Origin of the sequence: Pseudomonas salomonii (assembly GCF_900107155.1) — a bacterium.
GTDB classification, from domain to species: domain Bacteria; phylum Pseudomonadota; class Gammaproteobacteria; order Pseudomonadales; family Pseudomonadaceae; genus Aquipseudomonas; species Aquipseudomonas salomonii.
Map to the genome: position 1 here is coordinate 118483 of NZ_FNOX01000007.1, position 18096 is coordinate 136578.

Sequence of the window (18096 nt, forward strand, 5' to 3'; positions counted from 1 at the left end):
TAAAACTGCTGCTGCAAAACCAGCGGCCAAGCCAGCTGCTAAAACCGCTGCTGCAAAACCAGCCGCCAAGCCAGTGGCTAAACCCGCTGCTGCCAAACCAGCGGCCAAGCCAGTTGCCAAACCGGCTGCTGCCAAACCAGCGGTTAAGCCAGCTGCCAAACCTGCTGCCGCTAAACCGGCCGTCGCCAAGCCTGCTCCGGCCAAGCCAGCAACTCCGGCAGCCGCGCCTGCTACCCCGGCAGCGTCCAGCGCTCCAACCGCATCGGCCAGCAGCACGCCTGCACCGGTAGCGCCAAGCACCACCCCAACCAGCGCTTCCTAAGTGCGGGTGGCCACGACGCGCAGCTGCTGCAGCGCGTCGTGGTCAAGGTTGGCGGCTTCGGTCGCCAAGCCTTCAAGCCATTTCGGTTGACTCACTTCCCCAGTCGGCCATGCCTGCGCCAACGCTTCCAGGCGCGCTAATAATTCCCGTTCGGCCTCCAGCTCCAAAGCTTTGACTCGCTCGCGTAATGCCGCCAGAGGCACATCCTGTTGCGCCAGGGCTCGCCATTGCATGCGCATCTGTCGTAACGGTTCGACCACCGTTTTTTGCCATGGGCGTGCAAGCTGTTGCAGCGCGTGAATGCGCGCAGGCTCAAGCGCTACGCCGCGCCGTTCCAGCCACGCACCACAGAGCAACAGGCACACATCCGCGCCTTGTTCCTGCAAGCGCAGGCAAGCGGCTTCGCACCCTGGGCGGGCGTAAATCGATAGGGCAAAGCTCCACAGGTCAGCGCACATATTCACACCCAAGCCAGCGGGCAACGAAGCTGGTAGACTCCGCCGCCATTATGATCCGACTTCAAAGCCTAACATTACAGCGTGGCCCGCAACGTCTTCTTGAAGACGCCGAGCTGACCCTGCACGCCGGTCACAAAGCCGGCCTGATCGGTGCCAACGGCGCCGGCAAATCCACGTTGTTCGCCCTGTTGCTGGGTGAGCTGACCCCGGATTCCGGGGACTGCTTGCTGCCGGCCGACTGGCGCATTGCCCATATGCGCCAGGAGATCGACACCCTCGACCGCATTGCGATCGACTACGTGCTCGATGGCGACCTGCGCCTGCGCCAGGTGCAACACGACCTCGCCGAGGCCGAGAAAGCCCAGGACGGCGCCGCACAGGCCCGCCTGCACTCGGAGCTGGACAGTGCCGACGGCTACACCGCCGATGCCCGCGCCCGCAAGATGCTGGCTGGCCTTGGGTTTACCAACGAACAGATGGATCGCCCGGTCGCCGACTTCTCCGGTGGCTGGCGCATGCGCCTGAACCTGGCCCAGGCACTGATGTGCCCGTCGGACTTGTTGCTGCTCGACGAACCGACCAACCACTTGGACCTCGATGCGATCCTGTGGCTGGAAGACTTCCTCAAGAACTATCAGGGCACCTTGTTGCTGATTTCCCACGACCGGGACTTCCTCGATGCCGTGGTCGATAACATCGCCCACGTCGAACAGAAGAAGATCACGCTGTACCGTGGCGGCTACACCGCGTTCGAACGCGCGCGCGCCGAGCGTCTGGCCCAGCAGCAACAGGCCTTCGAAAAGCAGCAGGCGCAACGTGCGCACATGGAAAGCTACATCGCCCGGTTCAAGGCCCAGGCCACCAAGGCCCGCCAGGCCCAGAGCCGGATCAAGGCGCTGGAGCGCATGGAAGAGCTGTCGGCGGCCCATGTCGATTCGCCGTTCGACTTTGTATTCCGTGAATCGGTGAAAATCTCCAGCCCCTTGCTGGATCTCTCGGATGCACGCCTGGGTTATGGCGACAAAACCATCCTGGAGAAGGTCAAGCTGCAGCTCACACCGGGTGCGCGCATCGGTTTGCTTGGCCCTAACGGCGCGGGCAAATCGACGCTGATCAAGAACCTGTCCGGCGAGCTTGAGCCTTTGGCCGGCCGCCTGACCCGTGGCGAGAACACGGTGGTGGGCTACTTCGCCCAGCATCAGTTGGACTCTCTGGACTCCAAGGCCAGCCCGTTGCTGCACCTGCAGCGTCTGGCGCCGACCGAGCGCGAACAAACGCTGCGTGACTTCCTTGGCGGTTTCGATTTCCGTGGCGCACGCATTGATGAGCCGGTACTGAATTTCTCCGGCGGCGAAAAGGCCCGTCTTGCCCTGGCATTGATTGCCTGGGACCGGCCGAACCTGCTGCTGCTCGACGAACCGACCAACCACCTGGATCTGGAGATGCGCCTGGCGCTGACCATGGCCCTGCAGGAGTTCAGTGGTGCGGTGCTTGTTGTGTCTCACGATCGCCACTTGCTCAAGAGCACCACCGACAACTTTCTGCTGGTGGCTGACGGCAAGGTTGAAGAGTTCGACGGCGACCTGGATGACTATGCGCGTTGGCTGACTGATTACCGCCTGCGCAACGCGCCCGTGAGTAATACGCCGGTCAACCCCGACAAAACCGACAAGAAGGCCCAGCGCCAGGCAGCCGCCGCCCTGCGCCAGCAGTTGGCGCCGCACAAGCGCGAAGCCGACAAGCTGGAAGCCGAGCTGGGCAAGGTGCATGAGCGCCTGGCAAAGATCGAAACCAGCCTGGGCGACAGCGCCGTCTACGAGGCGGCGCGCAAGAACGAACTGCGCGACCTGCTGGCCGAACAAGCCAAGCTCAAGGTGCGCGAAGGGCAGTTGGAGGAGGCCTGGATGGAAGCCCTCGAAGTGCTCGAAACCTTGCAAGCGGAGCTGGAGGCGCTGTCCTGATGGAAGCGTTGCAGTTACCGCTGCCGGCACAATGGATCGCCCCGGTCTGGGTGGGTGTGCAAATCCTGCTGATCCTGCTGGCGGGTTATTTCGCCCAGCGCTTCGTGGCCAAAGTCCTGAATCGCCTGGGTGAACGCTACCCGTTGCCGCCTCAGTTGCTGATGCCACTGCGTGGCGGCCTGCGCTGGCTGATCATGGGCAGTGCGCTGATTTTTGTGCTGGAGCGCCTGGGCGTGTCCGCCACTGTGTTGTGGACGGCGCTGTCGGGGTTTGTCGCAGTCGCGGCCGTGGCGTTTTTTGCCATGTGGTCGGTACTGTCCAACCTGCTGTGTGCGATTTTGATCTTTACCGTCGGGCCGTTTCGCCTCGGTGATATCGTCGAGCTGGTGGATACGGTCGACAAGCCGGGTGTAAAAGGCCGGGTGGTGGCGATCAACCTGCTCTACACCACACTCATTGAGGTGGAGGAGGCCGGCACTGACAATGCGATGGTGCAGGTGCCAAACAGCCTGTTCTTTCAGCGCTCGGTGCGGCGTTGGCCAGGTACCCACGTGTTTCCAGGCGACCGCTAGCATTCACGTCGTGTAAAAATCTATAGCCAGTCTTCGGTCGGCGGAGTTAGCTTAAGCCTTACTCGCAAACTCCCTTCTGAGGTGTGTAATGGCACTCGACACATGGCTGGCCTTTTTCCTGGCCAGTTGGATCATCTCCCTTTCCCCCGGCGCCGGTGCCATCGCTTCGATGTCCAGCGGCCTGCAATACGGTTTCCTGCGCGGCTACTGGAACGCCATTGGCCTGCAGTTGGGCCTGGCGATGCAGATCGCCGTGGTGGCGGGTGGGCTGGGTGCCATTCTTGCGGCGTCTTCGACTGCGTTTTATGCGATCAAGTGGTTTGGTGTGGCGTACCTGGTGTATTTGGCCATCAAACAGTGGCGCGCCCTACCGATGGACATGAGCGAGGATGCGACGATACGCCCGATCGGCAAGCCAATGGCGATGATATTCCGTGGCTTCCTGGTCAACGCGAGCAACCCCAAGGCGTTGGTGTTCATGCTGGCGGTTCTGCCGCAGTTCGTGAACCCGCAGGCGCCGCTGCTGGTCCAGTACCTGATCCTGGGCGCAACCATGATCAGCGTCGACATGATCGTAATGGCGGGCTACACGGGGCTTGCGTCGAAAGTCTTGCGGTTGCTGCGTACGCCCAAGCAGCAGAAACGCATGAATCGCACGTTTGCCGGATTGTTTGTGGGAGCGGCGGGGTTTCTCGCCAGCTTGCATCGCGCAACGGCTTGATTGACGAAACCAGCTCCCACATTTGTTATGTGTTGGCTTTGAGATGACGGCTCAGCGCAGAATCTTCGGCGCTTCATCCCTTGGCAGGTTATTGCGCAGTGCAGGCTTGCCCGGGTCTTGGTAGCCACCGCCCAGTTGCTCCGCCAGTTGGCGCGCCACGTCCTCACCCAGCGCTTTCGACACTTCCCGCACCACACGCGGCCGGTTCAGGCTCACGCGCACGTCACGGTTGTTCACCAGCTTGGTGTCCTGGCCCTCACCCATGGCGGTAAACGCCGAGGTGATCTCGAAGGTTCGCGTATTGATCAGGCTGAAATCGGCCACCAGCGTCAGGCCCAGCACCGCCGAGTAGCTGTTGGTGTGGTCCAGGGCGTTGATGTCCTGGGTGAAATCGATGTCTGACAGGGTGCCGAACAGCACATAGTCCGCGCCCTTGAAGTTACCGGCCTTGATGCGTTTGATCACGTCATAGACGTCACCTTTTGCGTCGGCGGTGTAGGGCGTACCCTGCACCAGCTGAAACTGGTGCGACTTGAGGATCTCGCCCTTGATATCGCCGCTGAATTTACGCAGCTCGGCCTGTTCGATGTAGCTGGTGCGGCTCTCGTACTCGCTGTAGCTCGAAGCTCCGCTGGCGCTGTAGCCACTGGCCTGGAAATTGTTGCTGGCCGACACCGCGTGGATGTACTCCTCGACTCGCGCCTCGTACGCCAGGTCGGTGACCGCGATCTTCGGGGCGGCCGAAACGCCAAAGGCGCACAGCAGGCCGATCATGCCGATCCATGCACGCATTGCTTAGCGCTCCGTGGTCTTGCGGATTTCTTTCTCGTCCATCCATTCGGCCAGGCCGCTTTCAACGTCGATCAACTGCAGGCTGAACTTGTAGAACACGTCCTTGTAGTCCGAGCTGCGCTTGACGATGGAGCTGATGGAACCTTCCAGGCGGTACTTGGCGGCAACCATGTTGCCGGTTTTGCTCACCGTGGATTTTTTGTACAGGCCGCTCTGGTTTTGCAGCTTGAGCTGGTCGACCTGGCTTTGCATGTCGGTGTTATCGCTGGCGAAACGCGCGGTGCCGGTTTTCATCAACTGGGTCTTGATCGACGTGGTGATCTCGCGGGTATCGATGTACTCGCTGGTCTTGTTCTTCACGTCGTACACCTGCACCACTGGGCGGCCTTGCAGGATGCCGGACTGGGCCAGGGAGCGGGTCATGCTCTCGGCGATCATCTGCAGGTCGGTGGAGCCGAACTCGTTGGTCACCAGCTCCACGGCCTTGGAGTCACCATAGCTGATGTTCTTGCCGCCGAGTACCGGCGAGGTGTTGGAGCAACCGCTGGCCAGAAGGGCAACGAGGGCGAGAATCGAGAAGCGTGCAAACATGGGGAAATCTCTCTGAATACGGTTAGCGCAGCGGCTCAAGGGGTTTTCACTTCGAGACGGAAGTCAGCGGCCTGGGGCAGGTTGGCGATGGCCGGCAGGAAAGTCGCCTGGTTGGCGTACAGGTTCAGCACTTTCCAGGTTTCTTCATCGCCCACCGGGAAGCCGTCGGCGCCCAGCCAGGCGAAGCGGTAATACATCATCTGGTTGCTGCTGGTGATGTTGCTCAACTGCACCTTGGCGGTGAGGAAGCCATTTTCGCGGGCCACGCGGATGGCGCCGACGGCGATGCCCTTGAACTTGCCCATCACCACGATCTTGCTGGCGGCACTGCCGGGCTCCGGTGGCGGCGGGGTGGCGCAGCCGGCGAGCAGGACCAGCGCCAGGGCGCCGAGGATGAAATGACGCATAACGTGCTCCTTAAGGTTGTTTGAGGGCGATAGCCTGGGTGGAAGTGCTCGGAACCACATGAGCTGCAAGGCCAGCGGCGAACACCTGGTTGCCGACCACGCGCAGGGTGATCACCTGATAGCGCTGGTCAGCCTTGACCGTCACCCGTGTGCCGCCCAGGGCATTGGGCAGGCTGACCTGGTGCTCGCCGTGCTTGAGGCGCAGGCGTGTCACCTGGGTCATGTCCGGCAGCGTGCGCCAGGTGCGGGTGTCGGCGCCTTCGGTCACCGCCGAGGCGATGCCCAGCACCAGGCCCGCCATGGGGTTGGTCTTGTTCAGGTTGTTTTGCGTCACGCCACGGCTGACGGCCCGCACGGTGGTGCGCAGGATGATCCCCGGCATGTCGTCACGCAGGGCACGGCGGGACATGGCGGTGGTGCTATTGAGCACGGTGAGGTTCTGCTGCTTGCCGTCGACGCCGATCTGGCCGAAAGCCTGGGTGGAGGTGTCGGCCTTGATCACCGGGAACGAGAGCGGGGTGATCACCAAATGGCCGTCAATCGGAATTGGCAGCGGCAGGCGGATCGAATCTCGCGCCGGTGCCAGGCCGCTCTGCACCACGATCAGTACGTCGGTCTCGTCGGCGCCGACCTTGGACTTGTCCAGGTCCAGCAACGCCTGTTCCAGCAGCGGCGTATTGGGGCGCAACTCGGCGGCCTTGCGATAGCCCGGTGCAGCCAGGTCTTTCTCACCCAGGGCTTCGTAGACAAAGCCTGCCAGGTAATGGCTGAACGCGCTCTGGTAGCTGTTCTTGAGGCCGACCACTTCCGGCGCGTCCAGTGCTTCAATCGGATAGCCGCGCAGGTCCTTGACCTGGGTAGTGACGCCCTGGCGCTCGGCTTCGTTCTCGCGCTTGAGGTATTCCTTGTCCCGCAGGTCGGCAATCACGGCTTCGCGCTCGTGGGTCTTCTTGATTTCGGTACGGGCGCCGTCGAAATCATTCAGGGCCAGCAGGTTCAGGGCCATCTGGGTGGTCAGCATGACTTTTTCGTAGTCATAACCTTCGTAGCGACGCACCTTGTCGTTAACCAGGAAACTGCCGAACTGGGCGAGGTACTTTTCGCTGTCGAACTTGACCGACTCTTCCCACTTGAACACTTGCAGGTCGGCGCTGCGCCAGGCGGTCTGGCTGCCGGTGAGGTCGCCCTTGGCGCGCAACAACTCGCCCTTTTCAAAGAAGTAGAGCAGGTCCTTGTCTTCGCCGGTGTTGTTCTTTTCCAGCAGGGTCAGGGCGCCGTCGACGTTACCGGTGGCCAGCTGCTGGTTGGTGGCTTGCAGCTCGGTGTCGTAGCTGCGAAACATTGAACAACCGGAGAGCAAGGTAACCGCCGCCAGTGTGAGCGGGGCTAAGGCGCGAAATGCCATGCAAACTTCTTCCCTGAGAGTGATCGGCTGATGTGCAAATTCCTCATAAAAACGAGGATATAAATTCCCTTTCGCAATAACAGGGCGCGGCATTATAGGCGTCATTGCTGGCAAAACAATGGCTTTTTGCCGTTGCAACTCGCGTTTATATGCCATTACTTGCCCCTTTAATGCACAGGGCTCACCTGCGCCAAATCACTAACACCTTGAGTCAAACCCTTTAAAATTTAACAATGTGTTACTTCGTATTTCCCTTTGAGATTCATTCATGATTGCCCCCATCCGTTTTCTCGCCTGGTTGCTGCTGCCAGCCTTGATGTCGTGCAGCTTCAACCTGCTGGCCGCGACTGCCGAGGGCGCCCCACAAGCCCTGCATCTGTTGGACTACATTGGTGCTGACTACCCCCCGACGGTGGAGGCGGGCAAGGTTATCGATGAATCGGAATACCGCGAACAAATAGAGTTTCTCGGCGTGTTGCAGGGCCTGGTGGCCGAGTTGCCGCAAAGGCCGGAGCGCGCCGAGTTGGTCAAAGGCGTCGACGAATTGTTAGCGGCTGTATCCGCTCACCAGGACGGCGTACTCGTCGCCCGCCAAGCCCGCCAGTTGGGCGCCAAGTTGGCGGTGGCCTATGAAGTCAGCCAGGCGCCGGCTATCACGCCAGACCCTGCGCGGGGTGCGCCGCTGTACGCCCAGCACTGCTCGGTGTGCCACGGTACCGCCGGTGCGGGTGATGGCCCGGCGTCCACGGGCATGACGCCGCCGCCAGCGAACCTGCGCGATGCGGTACGTCTGGACCGCCTGAGTCTCTACGCGATTTACAACACGTTGGGCCTGGGTGTTGAAGGCACCGACATGCCGTCCTTCGCCGATCAGTTGGACGATCGTCAGCGCTGGGACCTGGCCACCTATATCGCCAGCTTCACCGCTGACCCCGCTGCGGCAAAATCCGAACAGCCGTTCAATCTCGCCGACCTGGCGCGCCAGACGCCCAATGAGGTATTGGCCGCAAATGGCCCGGCCGCTGCCGCGACGTTCCGCGCCCAGCGTGCGCAGCCGCCGCAGGTCAAGCGTGGCCCGGCGCAGTTGCTCGACTACACCGCAACCACCTTGGACAAGAGCCTCGCGGCGTTCCGTAACGGCGATCGCGAACAGGCCTATGACCTTTCAGTCGCAGCGTACCTGGAAGGCTTCGAGCTGGTAGAAAGCTCCCTGGATAACGTCGACGCCAACGTGCGTAAAGACACCGAGAAAGCCTTGATGGCCTACCGGCAGTCGTTGCAGGACGGCCTGCCGGTCGAGCAGGTGCAACAGCGCCTGGACGTGGCCAAGGGCAAACTCACCGAATCCGCCGGATTGTTGGGCAGTGATGGCCTGAGCTGGTCGCTGAGCTACATCTCCGGTTTGCTGATCCTGCTGCGCGAAGGCCTGGAGGCGATCCTGGTACTGGCGGCGATCCTGGCGTTCCTGCGTAATACCGGCCAGCAATCGGCGGTGCGCAGTGTCAACGTCGGCTGGGGCTTGGCGCTGCTGGCCGGCTTGGCGACCTGGGCACTGGCGGCGTATGTGATCGACGTGAGCGGCGCCCAGCGCGAATTGCTCGAAGGCTGCACGGCGCTGTTCGCCAGTGTGATGGTGCTGTGGCTGGGCGTGTGGATGCATGACCGACGCCACGCGGCGGCCTGGCAGGATTACATCAAGAGCAGCCTGGTCGGCGGCGGTGGCCGTTTCGGTTTTGCGATGCTGGCGTTTTTCTCGGTATACCGCGAGCTGTTCGAAGTGATCCTGTTCTACGAAGCCCTGTGGCTGCAGGCGGGTCCTGCCGGGCACAACGCGGTATTGGCCGGCGGCGCCACGGCGTTGGTGCTGCTGGTTGGTTTGGCGTGGGTGATCCTGCGCGGTTCGGCGAAACTGCCGCTGGCGTTGTTCTTCGGTATCAATGCGGCGCTGCTGTGCGCGTTGTCGGTGGTGTTCGCCGGGCATGGCGTCAAGGCATTGCAGGAAGCGGGCATCTTCGGCACACGGCCGGTGGCGTTCTTTGACTTCGACTGGCTGGGCATTCATGCCGACGCGTACTCATTGAGTGCGCAGGCTGTGGCGATCCTGGCGATTGTGGTGCTGTACGGCCGCAGCCGCCTGGCCGAGAAACGCCGAGTGGTTGCATAAGCATGCGCGTGTGGATCGATGCAGACGCCTGCCCACGGGCGGCCAAGGACCAAGTGGTGAAGTTCGCCCTCAAGCGCCAGTTCGACGTGGTGCTGGTGGCGGGCCAGAGCCAGATCAAGCCGGGCTTTGCCTGTGTGAAGCTGATCGTGGTGCCCAGCGGCCCGGACGCGGCGGATGACTATCTGGTGGAGCACGCCGTGCCCGGTGAGTTGGTGATCTGCAGCGACGTGCCGTTGGCCGACCGTCTGGTGAAGAAGGGCGTCACGGCCCTCGACCCACGCGGCAAGGAGTTCAGCCCGTCGAACATGAGTGAGCGACTGGCGGTGCGCAACCTGTTCACCGACCTGCGTGAGCAGGGCCAGATGGGCGGCGGCCCGCCGCCCCATGGCGAAAAGGACAAGCAGGCGTTTGCCAATGCGCTGGACCGTATCCTCACGCGTCTGATGAAGGTGGATTAATCATTCTCGTGGGTCAGTTCCAGCACCCGATCCACCAGCTTGTTGATGCCTGACGCGACCTCGCTGATGCGCTTGCCGAGCATGTAGGCCGGTGTGCTCACCAGCTTGCGCGCCTGGTCCTCGACGATATCCTCGACTGCGCACTCCTGATGAGTGGCGCCCATCTTGTCCAGGGCGGCCGCCGTGTCGGGGCAGTTGCCGATGGTGCACGTCACGCCGGGGCCGTAGATCTTTGCCGCCAGGGCCGGCGAGATGCAGATCAACCCAACAGGCTTGCCGGCTTCGGCAAAGGCTTCAGCCAGTGCCAGCACATGCGGGTTGACGCTGCACCCGGCGCCTTCCACGGCAAAGTTCGAGAGATTCTTCGCTGCGCCAAACCCGCCAGGCACGATCAGTGCGTCGAACTCGTCGGCGCTGGCTTCACGAATATCCTTCACTTCACCTCGAGCGATGCGCGCCGACTCCACCAGCACATTGCGCGACTCGGGCATCTCTTCACCGGTGAGGTGGTTGATGACGTGCAACTGCGCAATATCTGGCGCAAAACATTGAACCTGAGCGCCGCGCTGATCCAGGCGCAGCAGCGTGATCACGCTTTCGTGGATCTCTGCGCCGTCGTACACGCCGCAGCCGGAAAGGATCACTGCAATCTTTTTGCTCATGGGCATCTCTCCTCTTTTGTGGCGTTAAATGTCTACTAATTTGTCACCTGTTGCCAATGGGATCTCCTGCCGCTACACCTAATCTTGATGTAATAAAAAAACATCGGACTAGCCCATGGACTTCGTGCCTTACGCGGTACCGTTTTTCATTGCCCTGATTGTGGTCGAGCTGCTGGCCGATCGCTGGCGCGGTGAACGCAATTATCGGGTCGCGGACGCTATCAACAGCCTCAGCACCGGTGTGCTGTCCACCACCACCGGGTTGTTGACCAAAGGCGTGGGCCTGCTGACCTACGCGTTTGCCCTCAAGCACCTGGCGCTGATCGAACTGTCGGCCCACAGCGTGTGGACATGGGTGTTCGCCTTTGTGTTCTACGACTTCTGCTACTACTGGCTGCACCGCTGCGGCCATGAGCGCAACATCCTGTGGGCCGCGCACTCGGTGCATCACCAGAGCGAGGACTACAACCTCACCACCGCCCTGCGCCAGACCAGCACCGGCTTCCTGCTGAGCTGGGTCTTCTACCTGCCCCTGGCCGTGCTGGGTGTGCCGCTGGTGGTGTTTATCAGTGTGGCCTCGCTTAATCTTCTGTATCAATTCTGGGTGCATACCCGCCATGTGCCCAAACTTGGCTGGTTCGAGTGGTTCTTTGTCACGCCGTCCAACCATCGGGCCCACCATGCGCAGAACGCTCTCTACATGGATCGCAACTACGGCGGGGTGTTCATTATTTGGGACCGCCTGTTCGGCAGCTTCCAGGAAGAAGACGAAAATGAACCGGTGATCTTTGGCGTGACCACGCCGCTGGCCAGTTGGAACCCGCTATGGGCCAACCTGCAGTTTTATGCACAGTTGTGGAGTGACGCGCGGCGCACTGAGAGCGGGTGGGACAAGCTGCGCATCTGGTTCATGCGCACCGGCTGGCGCCCGGCGGACGTGAAAGCCAAGTGCCCCATGGCCAAGCCCGACTTGAGCCAGTTCCGTAAATTCGAGGTGCCGCTGGATGCGCGCCAGCAGGTCTACATTGCGCTGCAATTTGCGGCGTATGTAGGGTTCGGCAGTTATTTGATGAATTTCGGCGAAGGGCTGCCCACGGCGGCGCTGGTGTTGGGCTGGAGTGCCATGGCGCTGGGGCTGTTCAGCTTGGGCGTGGCCCTGGAGAACCGCCCGTGGGCGCTGAAAGCCGAGCTGGTGCGCCTGGGGCTGAATGTGCCGCTGGTGTGGCTGGCGCCGCTGGTCGGCTTGTGGCCGGCCAGCAGCCTGGGCTGGTTGGGCCTGCTCAGTTACAGCTTGCTCAGTGCGATCGGCCTCTACTGTTGCAGAAGCCGGCTTACTCGACTGGCGTCTTAGGCGGTTGCTCCGTGGCCTGCTCGGCAGCCAGTCGGGCCTTGGCCTCGGCACAGGCTTCGCGGGCGATACGCGCATTCTTGAAGCGCCGGCGCAGCCACAGGCCAAAGCCCAACAGCAGCAATGCCCCCAGCACCCACAGCTCGTATTTCTTGACGCTGCCGAGCATGCCTTCCAGCACTGCGCCGAAGTGGTAGGCCGCAGCGCCCAGGGCCGCGGCCCAGACGGCGGCGCCGATGCCGTTGAGGATCAAGTAGCGAGCCGGCGGGTAGCCCGACAGGCCAATCGCCACCGGCATCACGGTGCGCAATCCATACACGAAGCGGAAGCTCAGCACCCAGATATCCGGGTGCTTGCGGATGTGCTCCAGGGCCTTGTCGCCCATCAATTGCCAGCGCGGCTTGCGCGCCAGCAGCTTGCGCCCGTGTTTGCGCCCCAGGAAATACCACAGCTGGTCGCCGGCGTAGCTGCCAAAAAAGGCAACCACCACCACCAGGTTGATATCCATATAGCCACGGAACGCCAGGAAGCCTGCGAGAACCAAAATGGTTTCGCCTTCAAAGAAGGTGCCCAGGAAGAGCGCAAAGTAGCCGAAGTCATGCAGAAATTGTTGAAGCATGGTCTGGGGTGCTGGCGAAATGAACGCGCAGCCTACGCCTTCGTGAACATTCATGAAAGTATCGAGATGTGTCACGAAGTGAACAATTCCTACATAAACGACGAATGCGACTACAGGTCGCATCGATAAGCACAACTGTCATTCCTTCGTCATAATGGCCGCTTATAACTGCAACGCTCGCCCGTAAACGCGGGCTCAGGAGTCTGTCGTGAGCTTTACCCCTGCCAATCGCCTGTTCCCCGCCACCCGTCTGCGACGCAATCGCCGTGATGATTTTTCGCGCCGCCTTGTACGTGAAAACGTACTGACGACGAATGATCTGATCCTGCCGGTGTTTGTGCTGGACGGCGAAAATCGTCGGGAAGCCGTGGCATCGATGCCGGGTGTGGAGCGCTTGACCATTGATTTGCTGCTGGAAGAGGCGGCTGGCTGGGTTGAACTGGGGATTCCGGCGCTGGCACTGTTCCCGGTGACACCGGCTGAGCTCAAGTCCCTCGACGCCGCCGAAGCCTGGAACCCGGATGGCATCGCCCAGCGCGCCACCCGTGCCTTGCGTGAGCGGTTCCCGGAACTGGGTGTGATCACCGACGTGGCGCTGGACCCGTTCACCACCCACGGCCAGGATGGCATTCTCGACGAAGACGGTTATGTTCAGAACGACATCACTGTCGATGCGCTGGTCAAGCAGGCCTTGTCCCATGCGGCGGCAGGCGCCCAGGTGGTGGCGCCGTCGGACATGATGGACGGCCGCATCCAGGCGATTCGCGAAGCCCTGGAACTGGCCGGCCACGTCAATGTGCGCATCATGGCCTACTCGGCCAAGTACGCCAGCGCCTATTACGGCCCGTTCCGCGATGCGGTGGGTTCGGCGTTGAACCTGGGCAAGGCCAACAAGGCTTCGTACCAGATGGACCCGGCCAACAGCCATGAAGCGCTGCACGAAGTGGCGGCCGACCTGGCCGAAGGCGCCGACATGGTGATGGTCAAGCCCGGGATGCCGTACCTGGACATCCTTTATCGGGTCAAAGAGGAATTCAAGGTGCCGACCTTTGTCTATCAGGTCAGCGGTGAATACGCCATGCACATGGCCGCGATCCAGAATGGTTGGTTGAGTGAAGGGGTGATCCTCGAATCCCTGACTGCCTTTAAACGTGCGGGCGCTGATGGCATTCTGACCTACTTCGCCGCCCGTGCCGCCCAATTGCTTAGAGAGCAACAATAGCCCTCACAGGAACACTCGATGAATACCGAAGGACTCTCCGAAGTGGCTGTAAAAGACGCTCACCCGGTGGTTGAACAAATCGCCGAAACCCCACCGGAGCTGGAACCGGCTGCGCCTGCCGTGGTGGCTGAGGCGCCCGCGCCGGCCCCGGTGGCGGCGGTGACCAACCTGGATGACAGCAGCCTGTACATCCATCGTGAGCTGTCACAACTGCAATTCAACATCCGCGTGCTGGAGCAGGCGCTGGATGAGTCCTACCCGCTGCTGGAGCGGCTGAAATTCCTGCTGATCTTCTCCAGCAACCTGGACGAGTTCTTCGAGATCCGCGTGGCCGGCCTCAAAAAACAAATCACCTTTGCCCGCGAACAGGCCGGTGCCGACGGCCTGCAGCCGCATCAGGCCCTGGCGCGCATCAGCGAGCTGGTGCACGGCCATGTGGACCGCCAGTACGCGATCCTCAACGACATCCTGCTGCCGGAACTGGAAAAACATCAGGTCCGCTTCATCCGTCGTCGTCACTGGACCACCAAGATCAAGACCTGGGTGCGCCGCTACTTCCGTGACGAGATTTCACCGATCATCACCCCGATCGGCCTCGACCCGACGCACCCGTTCCCGTTACTGGTCAACAAGAGCCTCAACTTTATCGTCGAGCTGGAAGGCATCGACGCTTTCGGTCGCGATTCTGGCCTGGCGATCATCCCGGCGCCGCGTCTGTTGCCACGGATCATCAAGGTACCGGAAGAAGTAGGGGGCGCTGGCGATAACTATGTATTCCTGTCTTCGATGATCCACGCGCACGCCGATGACCTGTTCCAGGGCATGAAGGTCAAGGGCTGCTACCAGTTCCGCCTGACCCGTAACGCTGACCTGGCGCTGGACTCCGAAGACGTCGAAGACTTGGCCCGTGCCCTGCGCGGCGAGCTGTTCTCGCGCCGTTACGGCGACGCGGTACGCCTGGAAGTGGCCGACACCTGTCCCAAACACCTGTCGGACTACCTGCTCAAGCAGTTCAACCTGGCCGAGTCCGAGTTGTACCAGGTCAATGGCCCGGTGAACCTGACCCGTCTGTTCAGCATCACCGGCCTGGACAGCCACCCGGAGCTGCAATACACGCCGTTCACACCGCAGATTCCGAAACTGCTGCAAAATAGCGAGAACATTTTCAGTGTGGTGAGCAAGCAGGACATCCTGCTGTTGCACCCGTTTGAGTCCTTCACGCCAGTGGTCGACCTGCTGCGCCAGGCCGCCAAAGACCCGCATGTTCTGGCGGTGCGCCAGACTCTGTACCGCTCCGGCGCCAACTCGGAAATCGTCGATGCGCTGGTAGACGCCGCGCGAAACGGCAAGGAAGTCACGGCGGTAATCGAGTTGCGTGCGCGGTTTGACGAAGAGTCCAACCTGCAACTGGCCAGCCGCCTGCAAGCGGCCGGTGCGGTGGTGATCTACGGCGTGGTTGGCTTCAAGACCCACGCCAAAATGATGCTGATTCTGCGCCGCGAGGCCGGCGAGATTGTGCGTTACGCCCACTTGGGCACCGGCAACTACCACGCCGGCAACGCCAAGCTCTACACCGACTACAGCTTGCTCACCTCTGACGACGCCTTGTGTGAGGACGTCGGCAAGTTGTTCAGCCAGTTGATCGGCATGGGCAAGACCTTGCGCATGAAGAAGCTGCTGCACGCGCCGTTCACGCTCAAGAAGGGCATGCTCGACATGATTGCCCGCGAAACCCAGTTCGCCCTCGACGGCAAGCCGGCGCACATCATTGCCAAGTTCAACTCGCTGACCGATCCGAAGATCATCCGCGCGCTGTACAAGGCCAGCCAGTCCGGTGTGCGCATCGACCTGGTGGTGCGTGGCATGTGCTGCCTGCGCCCGGGCATTGTGGGTGTGTCGCATAACATCCATGTGCGCTCGATCATCGGCCGCTTCCTGGAGCACACGCGGGTGTTCTACTTCCTCAACGGCGGCGAAGAGCAGATGTTCCTCTCCAGTGCCGACTGGATGGAGCGCAACCTCGACAAGCGTGTGGAGACCTGCTTCCCGGTGGAAGGCAAGAAGCTGATCATGCGGGTCAAGAAGGAGCTCGAAAGCTACCTCACCGACAACACCCATAGCTGGAGCCTGCAATCGGACGGGCGCTACGTGCGCAACACGCCGACCGGCAACCAGAACCCGCGCAGTGCGCAGGCGACGCTGCTGGAGAAGCTGGGTAGCCCGATTCTTGCGGTGAACTAAAAACCGACAGGGTCTGAAATGTGGAGTGGCTTTGTGGCGAGCGGGCTTGCCCCGCGTTGGGCTGCGAAGCAGCCCCAATAAAAACGCCGCATTCTGTCTGACAGAATGCGGCGTTTGGTTTTAGGGCCGCTTCGCAGCCCAACGCGGGGCAAGCCCGCTCGCCACAACAAGCCCGCTCCCACAGGTGTTTTTGCAGTGTCCTTTAGCGCAGGTTCAGGCTGAACCCAACCCGCGTCAGCCACTCCGCTTCCTGGGCAAAGTCTGCCTGGGTCAGCTGGTTTTCATCCAGCCAGCCTTTGGGGAATACCACGTCCAGGCTGTCACCGTGCGCGCGCAGGGTGACTTGGGGCATTTCCTGGGTGCCACGGATGTGGTGGAACAGGATCGCAAAGCGCAGCAACACGCACAGGCGGATCAGTTTGATGCCTTCGTCGCCGAATTCGGCAAACTTGTCCTTGGGAATGTTGCGGCGATGGCCACGCACCAGCAGGGCGAGCATCTGTTGGTCTTCGCGGGAGAAACCGGCGAGGTCCGAGTGTTCGATCAGGTAGGCGCCGTGCTTGTGGTAATGGTAGTGGGCGATGTCCAGGCCCACTTCATGCACCTTGGCCGCCCAGCCCAGCAGCTCGCGCCAGACGCCGTCTTCCAGCTCCCAGTCCTCGGCCACCTGGTCAAAGGCGTGCAGGGCTTTGCGTTCCACACGGGCCGCTTGTTCCAGGTCGACGTGATAGCGCTCCATCAGGGAGGTGAGGGTGCGCTCACGCACGTCTTCGTGGTGATGGCGGCCCAGCAGGTCATACAGCACGCCTTCGCGCAGGGCGCCGTCGCAGTGGTCCATGCGTTGCAGTTCGAGGGCGTCGAAGATCGCTTCGAGAATCGCAAGGCCGGCCGGGAAGATGGTGCGGCGGTCGGGCTTGATGCCGTCGAAGTCGATTTTCTCGGCATCGCCCAGCTTGAACAGTTTGCGCTTGAGCCAGGCCAGGCCTTCGGCGTTGACCTCACCGGTGCCATGGCCGCCGGCTTTCAGGGCCAGGCCGATGGCGCGGATGGTGCCGGAGGAGCCGATGGCTTCATCCCAGGTCAGGCGGTGCAGGGCGTGCTCGATGCTCATGATCTCCAGCCGCGCCGCCGTGTAGGCCTGGGCGTAGCGGGCCGGGGTGATCTTGCCGTCCTTGAAGTAGCGCTGGGTAAAGCTCACGCAGCCCATTTGCAGGCTCTCGCGCAGCAAGGGCTCGAATCTTTGCCCGATGATGAACTCGGTGCTGCCGCCGCCGATATCCGCCACCAGGCGCTTTCCGGGGGTGTCGGCCAGGGTGTGGGACACGCCCAGGTAGATCAGGCGAGCTTCTTCGCGGCCGGAAATAACTTCAACCGGGTGCCCGAGGATTTCTTCGGCGCGGCGGATGAATTCGACACGGTTACGCGCCTCACGCAGGGCGTTGGTGCCGACAATTCGCACGGCGCCCAATGGCATGCCGTTGATCAGTTGGGCAAAACGCTTGAGGCAGTCGAGGCCGCGCTGCATTGATTCTTCATTGAGCTGGCGCTGGTCGTCGATGCCGGCAGCCAGTTGAACTTTCTCGCCGAGCCGCTCAAGGATGCGGATTTCGCCGTTCTGGGCCTTGGCCACGACCATGTGAAAGCTGTTGGAGCCCAGGTCGATGGCGGCGATCAGGGACAGATTCTTGGCTTGGGATTGCGGCATGGTTTGGGGGTCTCGGTCGATAACCCGACCATCGTGCCACGATCGACCGCTGGCGCCAACGCGTTGTGCTTCGGGAATGTTCCTGTGGGTGTAGGAGGCAATGCCCGTTGGAGCTGTAGGGCGGTTCGATTTTGATCTAGTGAATAAATTTTAAGCCAGGTAAGAGATATTAAAATTATGCCTGTAGAAATCCTCTACGGACTTTCCTTACAAGGTTGTTGAGTTGTTCTGTTCGATTTCTTAATTATGACTACGTGGGCAGTCGAAAACGGTAACTACGTTTTTATTGCATTCTGACAATAGCTGGCGCGCTCTCCTATTCTTTTTTGGGTCACTAACAAGCGAGACTGCCCGCCGGCAATGATGCCGTGGTGTTACTTGCTTATGGGCTTTTATGTCAGGGAGTGTCGTGTTTTGGAAGCGGAGCTTTTCAGTCTTTAATTAGTAA

General features: G+C 61.3%; 17 protein-coding genes. 9 read left to right on the plus strand and 8 right to left on the minus strand.

Features of this window, described 5'->3' with window-relative positions; translation table 11 throughout:
• Positions 1-322 (plus strand): hypothetical protein (locus tag BLV67_RS17035; protein WP_208604492.1); only part of this gene is annotated, 322 nt, incomplete at its 5' end.
• On the opposite strand, the gene BLV67_RS17040 is transcribed toward BLV67_RS17035, so the two are convergent.
• Positions 319-780, minus strand: coding sequence for a TIGR02444 family protein (locus BLV67_RS17040; RefSeq protein WP_065931869.1), 462 nt, complete (start codon positions 778-780; stop codon positions 319-321). The two genes, BLV67_RS17035 and BLV67_RS17040, sit on opposite strands and share 4 nt — an antisense overlap.
• Positions 781-830: 50 nt before the next feature.
• Between BLV67_RS17040 and BLV67_RS17045 the strand changes: the two genes are divergently transcribed.
• The 3 genes from BLV67_RS17045 to BLV67_RS17055 all read left to right on the plus strand — a co-directional run bounded on the left by BLV67_RS17045 (position 831) and on the right by BLV67_RS17055 (position 4034).
• A complete protein-coding gene (locus BLV67_RS17045) occupies positions 831-2741 on the plus strand; it encodes an ATP-binding cassette domain-containing protein (protein ID WP_069787114.1) in 1911 nt (636 codons plus the stop codon).
• Positions 2741-3313, plus strand: a complete 573-nt coding sequence (locus BLV67_RS17050; protein ID WP_065931867.1) for a mechanosensitive ion channel family protein — start codon at positions 2741-2743, stop codon at positions 3311-3313. Before BLV67_RS17045 ends, BLV67_RS17050 begins: the two co-directional genes overlap by 1 nt.
• 88 nt (positions 3314-3401) lie before the next feature.
• Positions 3402-4034, plus strand: a complete 633-nt coding sequence (locus BLV67_RS17055; RefSeq protein ID WP_065931866.1) for a LysE family transporter — start codon at positions 3402-3404, stop codon at positions 4032-4034.
• A 51-nt stretch (positions 4035-4085) separates the two neighbouring features.
• Here the strand turns inward: BLV67_RS17055 and BLV67_RS17060 are convergent, their stop codons facing one another.
• The 4 genes from BLV67_RS17060 to BLV67_RS17075 are packed head-to-tail and all read right to left on the minus strand — an operon-like array spanning position 4086 to position 7229.
• A complete protein-coding gene (locus BLV67_RS17060; RefSeq protein ID WP_068931393.1) occupies positions 4086-4826 on the minus strand; it encodes a penicillin-binding protein activator LpoB in 741 nt (246 codons plus the stop codon).
• Between the two features lie 3 nt (positions 4827-4829).
• Positions 4830-5417 carry a penicillin-binding protein activator LpoB gene (lpoB, locus tag BLV67_RS17065; protein ID WP_017135234.1) on the minus strand — a complete coding sequence of 196 codons (588 nt, stop codon included), beginning with the start codon at positions 5415-5417 and terminating at the stop codon, positions 4830-4832.
• Positions 5418-5452: 35 nt separating this feature from the next.
• Positions 5453-5824 carry a YcfL family putative periplasmic lipoprotein gene (locus BLV67_RS17070; RefSeq protein WP_008439304.1) on the minus strand — a complete coding sequence of 124 codons (372 nt, stop codon included), beginning with the start codon at positions 5822-5824 and terminating at the stop codon, positions 5453-5455.
• A gap of 10 nt (positions 5825-5834) precedes the next feature.
• Positions 5835-7229 carry a COG3014 family protein gene (locus BLV67_RS17075; protein WP_069787113.1) on the minus strand — a complete coding sequence of 465 codons (1395 nt, stop codon included), beginning with the start codon at positions 7227-7229 and terminating at the stop codon, positions 5835-5837.
• 268 nt (positions 7230-7497) lie between these two features.
• Here BLV67_RS17075 and BLV67_RS17080 point away from each other — a divergent pair, with 268 nt between their 5' ends.
• Positions 7498-9393 carry an FTR1 family protein gene (locus BLV67_RS17080; RefSeq protein WP_069787112.1) on the plus strand — a complete coding sequence of 632 codons (1896 nt, stop codon included), beginning with the start codon at positions 7498-7500 and terminating at the stop codon, positions 9391-9393.
• Positions 9394-9395: 2 nt separating this feature from the next.
• The gene (locus BLV67_RS17085; protein ID WP_065931862.1) at positions 9396-9851 is read left to right on the plus strand and encodes a YaiI/YqxD family protein; all 456 of its coding nucleotides are present in this window, start codon (positions 9396-9398) and stop codon (positions 9849-9851) included.
• Here the strand turns inward: BLV67_RS17085 and elbB are convergent.
• A complete protein-coding gene (gene elbB / locus BLV67_RS17090) occupies positions 9848-10513 on the minus strand; it encodes an isoprenoid biosynthesis glyoxalase ElbB (protein WP_065931861.1) in 666 nt (221 codons plus the stop codon). The two genes, BLV67_RS17085 and elbB, sit on opposite strands and share 4 nt — an antisense overlap.
• A 115-nt stretch (positions 10514-10628) precedes the next feature.
• Between elbB and BLV67_RS17095 the strand changes: the two genes are divergently transcribed.
• Positions 10629-11864: a sterol desaturase family protein gene (locus tag BLV67_RS17095; RefSeq protein ID WP_069787111.1), complete on the plus strand. Its 1236-nt coding sequence runs from the start codon at positions 10629-10631 to the stop codon at positions 11862-11864.
• Here BLV67_RS17095 and BLV67_RS17100 read toward each other — a convergent pair.
• On the minus strand, positions 11845-12480 hold the full coding sequence (locus BLV67_RS17100) for a DedA family protein (protein ID WP_065931934.1): 636 nt from the start codon (positions 12478-12480) through the stop codon (positions 11845-11847). The genes BLV67_RS17095 and BLV67_RS17100 overlap by 20 nt on opposite strands.
• A gap of 208 nt (positions 12481-12688) precedes the next feature.
• Between BLV67_RS17100 and hemB the strand changes: the two genes are divergently transcribed.
• A complete protein-coding gene (gene hemB, locus BLV67_RS17105) occupies positions 12689-13702 on the plus strand; it encodes a porphobilinogen synthase (RefSeq protein ID WP_065931859.1) in 1014 nt (337 codons plus the stop codon).
• An 18-nt stretch (positions 13703-13720) separates the two neighbouring features.
• Complete coding sequence (gene ppk1, locus BLV67_RS17110; protein ID WP_017135242.1) at positions 13721-15943, plus strand: polyphosphate kinase 1; 2223 nt, start codon at positions 13721-13723, stop codon at positions 15941-15943.
• 202 nt (positions 15944-16145) lie between these two features.
• Here the strand turns inward: ppk1 and ppx are convergent, their stop codons facing one another.
• A complete protein-coding gene (ppx, locus tag BLV67_RS17115; RefSeq protein WP_065931858.1) occupies positions 16146-17648 on the minus strand; it encodes an exopolyphosphatase in 1503 nt (500 codons plus the stop codon).
• Between the last annotated feature and the right edge of the window lie 448 nt (positions 17649-18096).

Bases quoted from the DNA above. Each gene is read 5' to 3' on its own strand.
- BLV67_RS17040 (WP_065931869.1), bottom strand. From the start codon at position 780: ATGTGCGCTGACCTGTGGAGCTTTGCCCTATCGATTTACGCCCGCCCA.
- BLV67_RS17045 (WP_069787114.1), top strand. From the start codon at position 831: ATGATCCGACTTCAAAGCCTAACATTACAGCGTGGCCCGCAACGTCTT.
- BLV67_RS17050 (WP_065931867.1), top strand. From the start codon at position 2,741: ATGGAAGCGTTGCAGTTACCGCTGCCGGCACAATGGATCGCCCCGGTC.
- BLV67_RS17055 (WP_065931866.1), top strand. From the start codon at position 3,402: ATGGCACTCGACACATGGCTGGCCTTTTTCCTGGCCAGTTGGATCATC.
- BLV67_RS17060 (WP_068931393.1), bottom strand. From the start codon at position 4,826: ATGCGTGCATGGATCGGCATGATCGGCCTGCTGTGCGCCTTTGGCGTT.
- lpoB (WP_017135234.1), bottom strand. From the start codon at position 5,417: ATGTTTGCACGCTTCTCGATTCTCGCCCTCGTTGCCCTTCTGGCCAGC.
- BLV67_RS17070 (WP_008439304.1), bottom strand. From the start codon at position 5,824: ATGCGTCATTTCATCCTCGGCGCCCTGGCGCTGGTCCTGCTCGCCGGC.
- BLV67_RS17075 (WP_069787113.1), bottom strand. From the start codon at position 7,229: ATGGCATTTCGCGCCTTAGCCCCGCTCACACTGGCGGCGGTTACCTTG.
- BLV67_RS17080 (WP_069787112.1), top strand. From the start codon at position 7,498: ATGATTGCCCCCATCCGTTTTCTCGCCTGGTTGCTGCTGCCAGCCTTG.
- BLV67_RS17085 (WP_065931862.1), top strand. From the start codon at position 9,396: ATGCGCGTGTGGATCGATGCAGACGCCTGCCCACGGGCGGCCAAGGAC.
- elbB (WP_065931861.1), bottom strand. From the start codon at position 10,513: ATGAGCAAAAAGATTGCAGTGATCCTTTCCGGCTGCGGCGTGTACGAC.
- BLV67_RS17095 (WP_069787111.1), top strand. From the start codon at position 10,629: ATGGACTTCGTGCCTTACGCGGTACCGTTTTTCATTGCCCTGATTGTG.
- BLV67_RS17100 (WP_065931934.1), bottom strand. From the start codon at position 12,480: ATGCTTCAACAATTTCTGCATGACTTCGGCTACTTTGCGCTCTTCCTG.
- ppk1 (WP_017135242.1), top strand. From the start codon at position 13,721: ATGAATACCGAAGGACTCTCCGAAGTGGCTGTAAAAGACGCTCACCCG.
- ppx (WP_065931858.1), bottom strand. From the start codon at position 17,648: ATGCCGCAATCCCAAGCCAAGAATCTGTCCCTGATCGCCGCCATCGAC.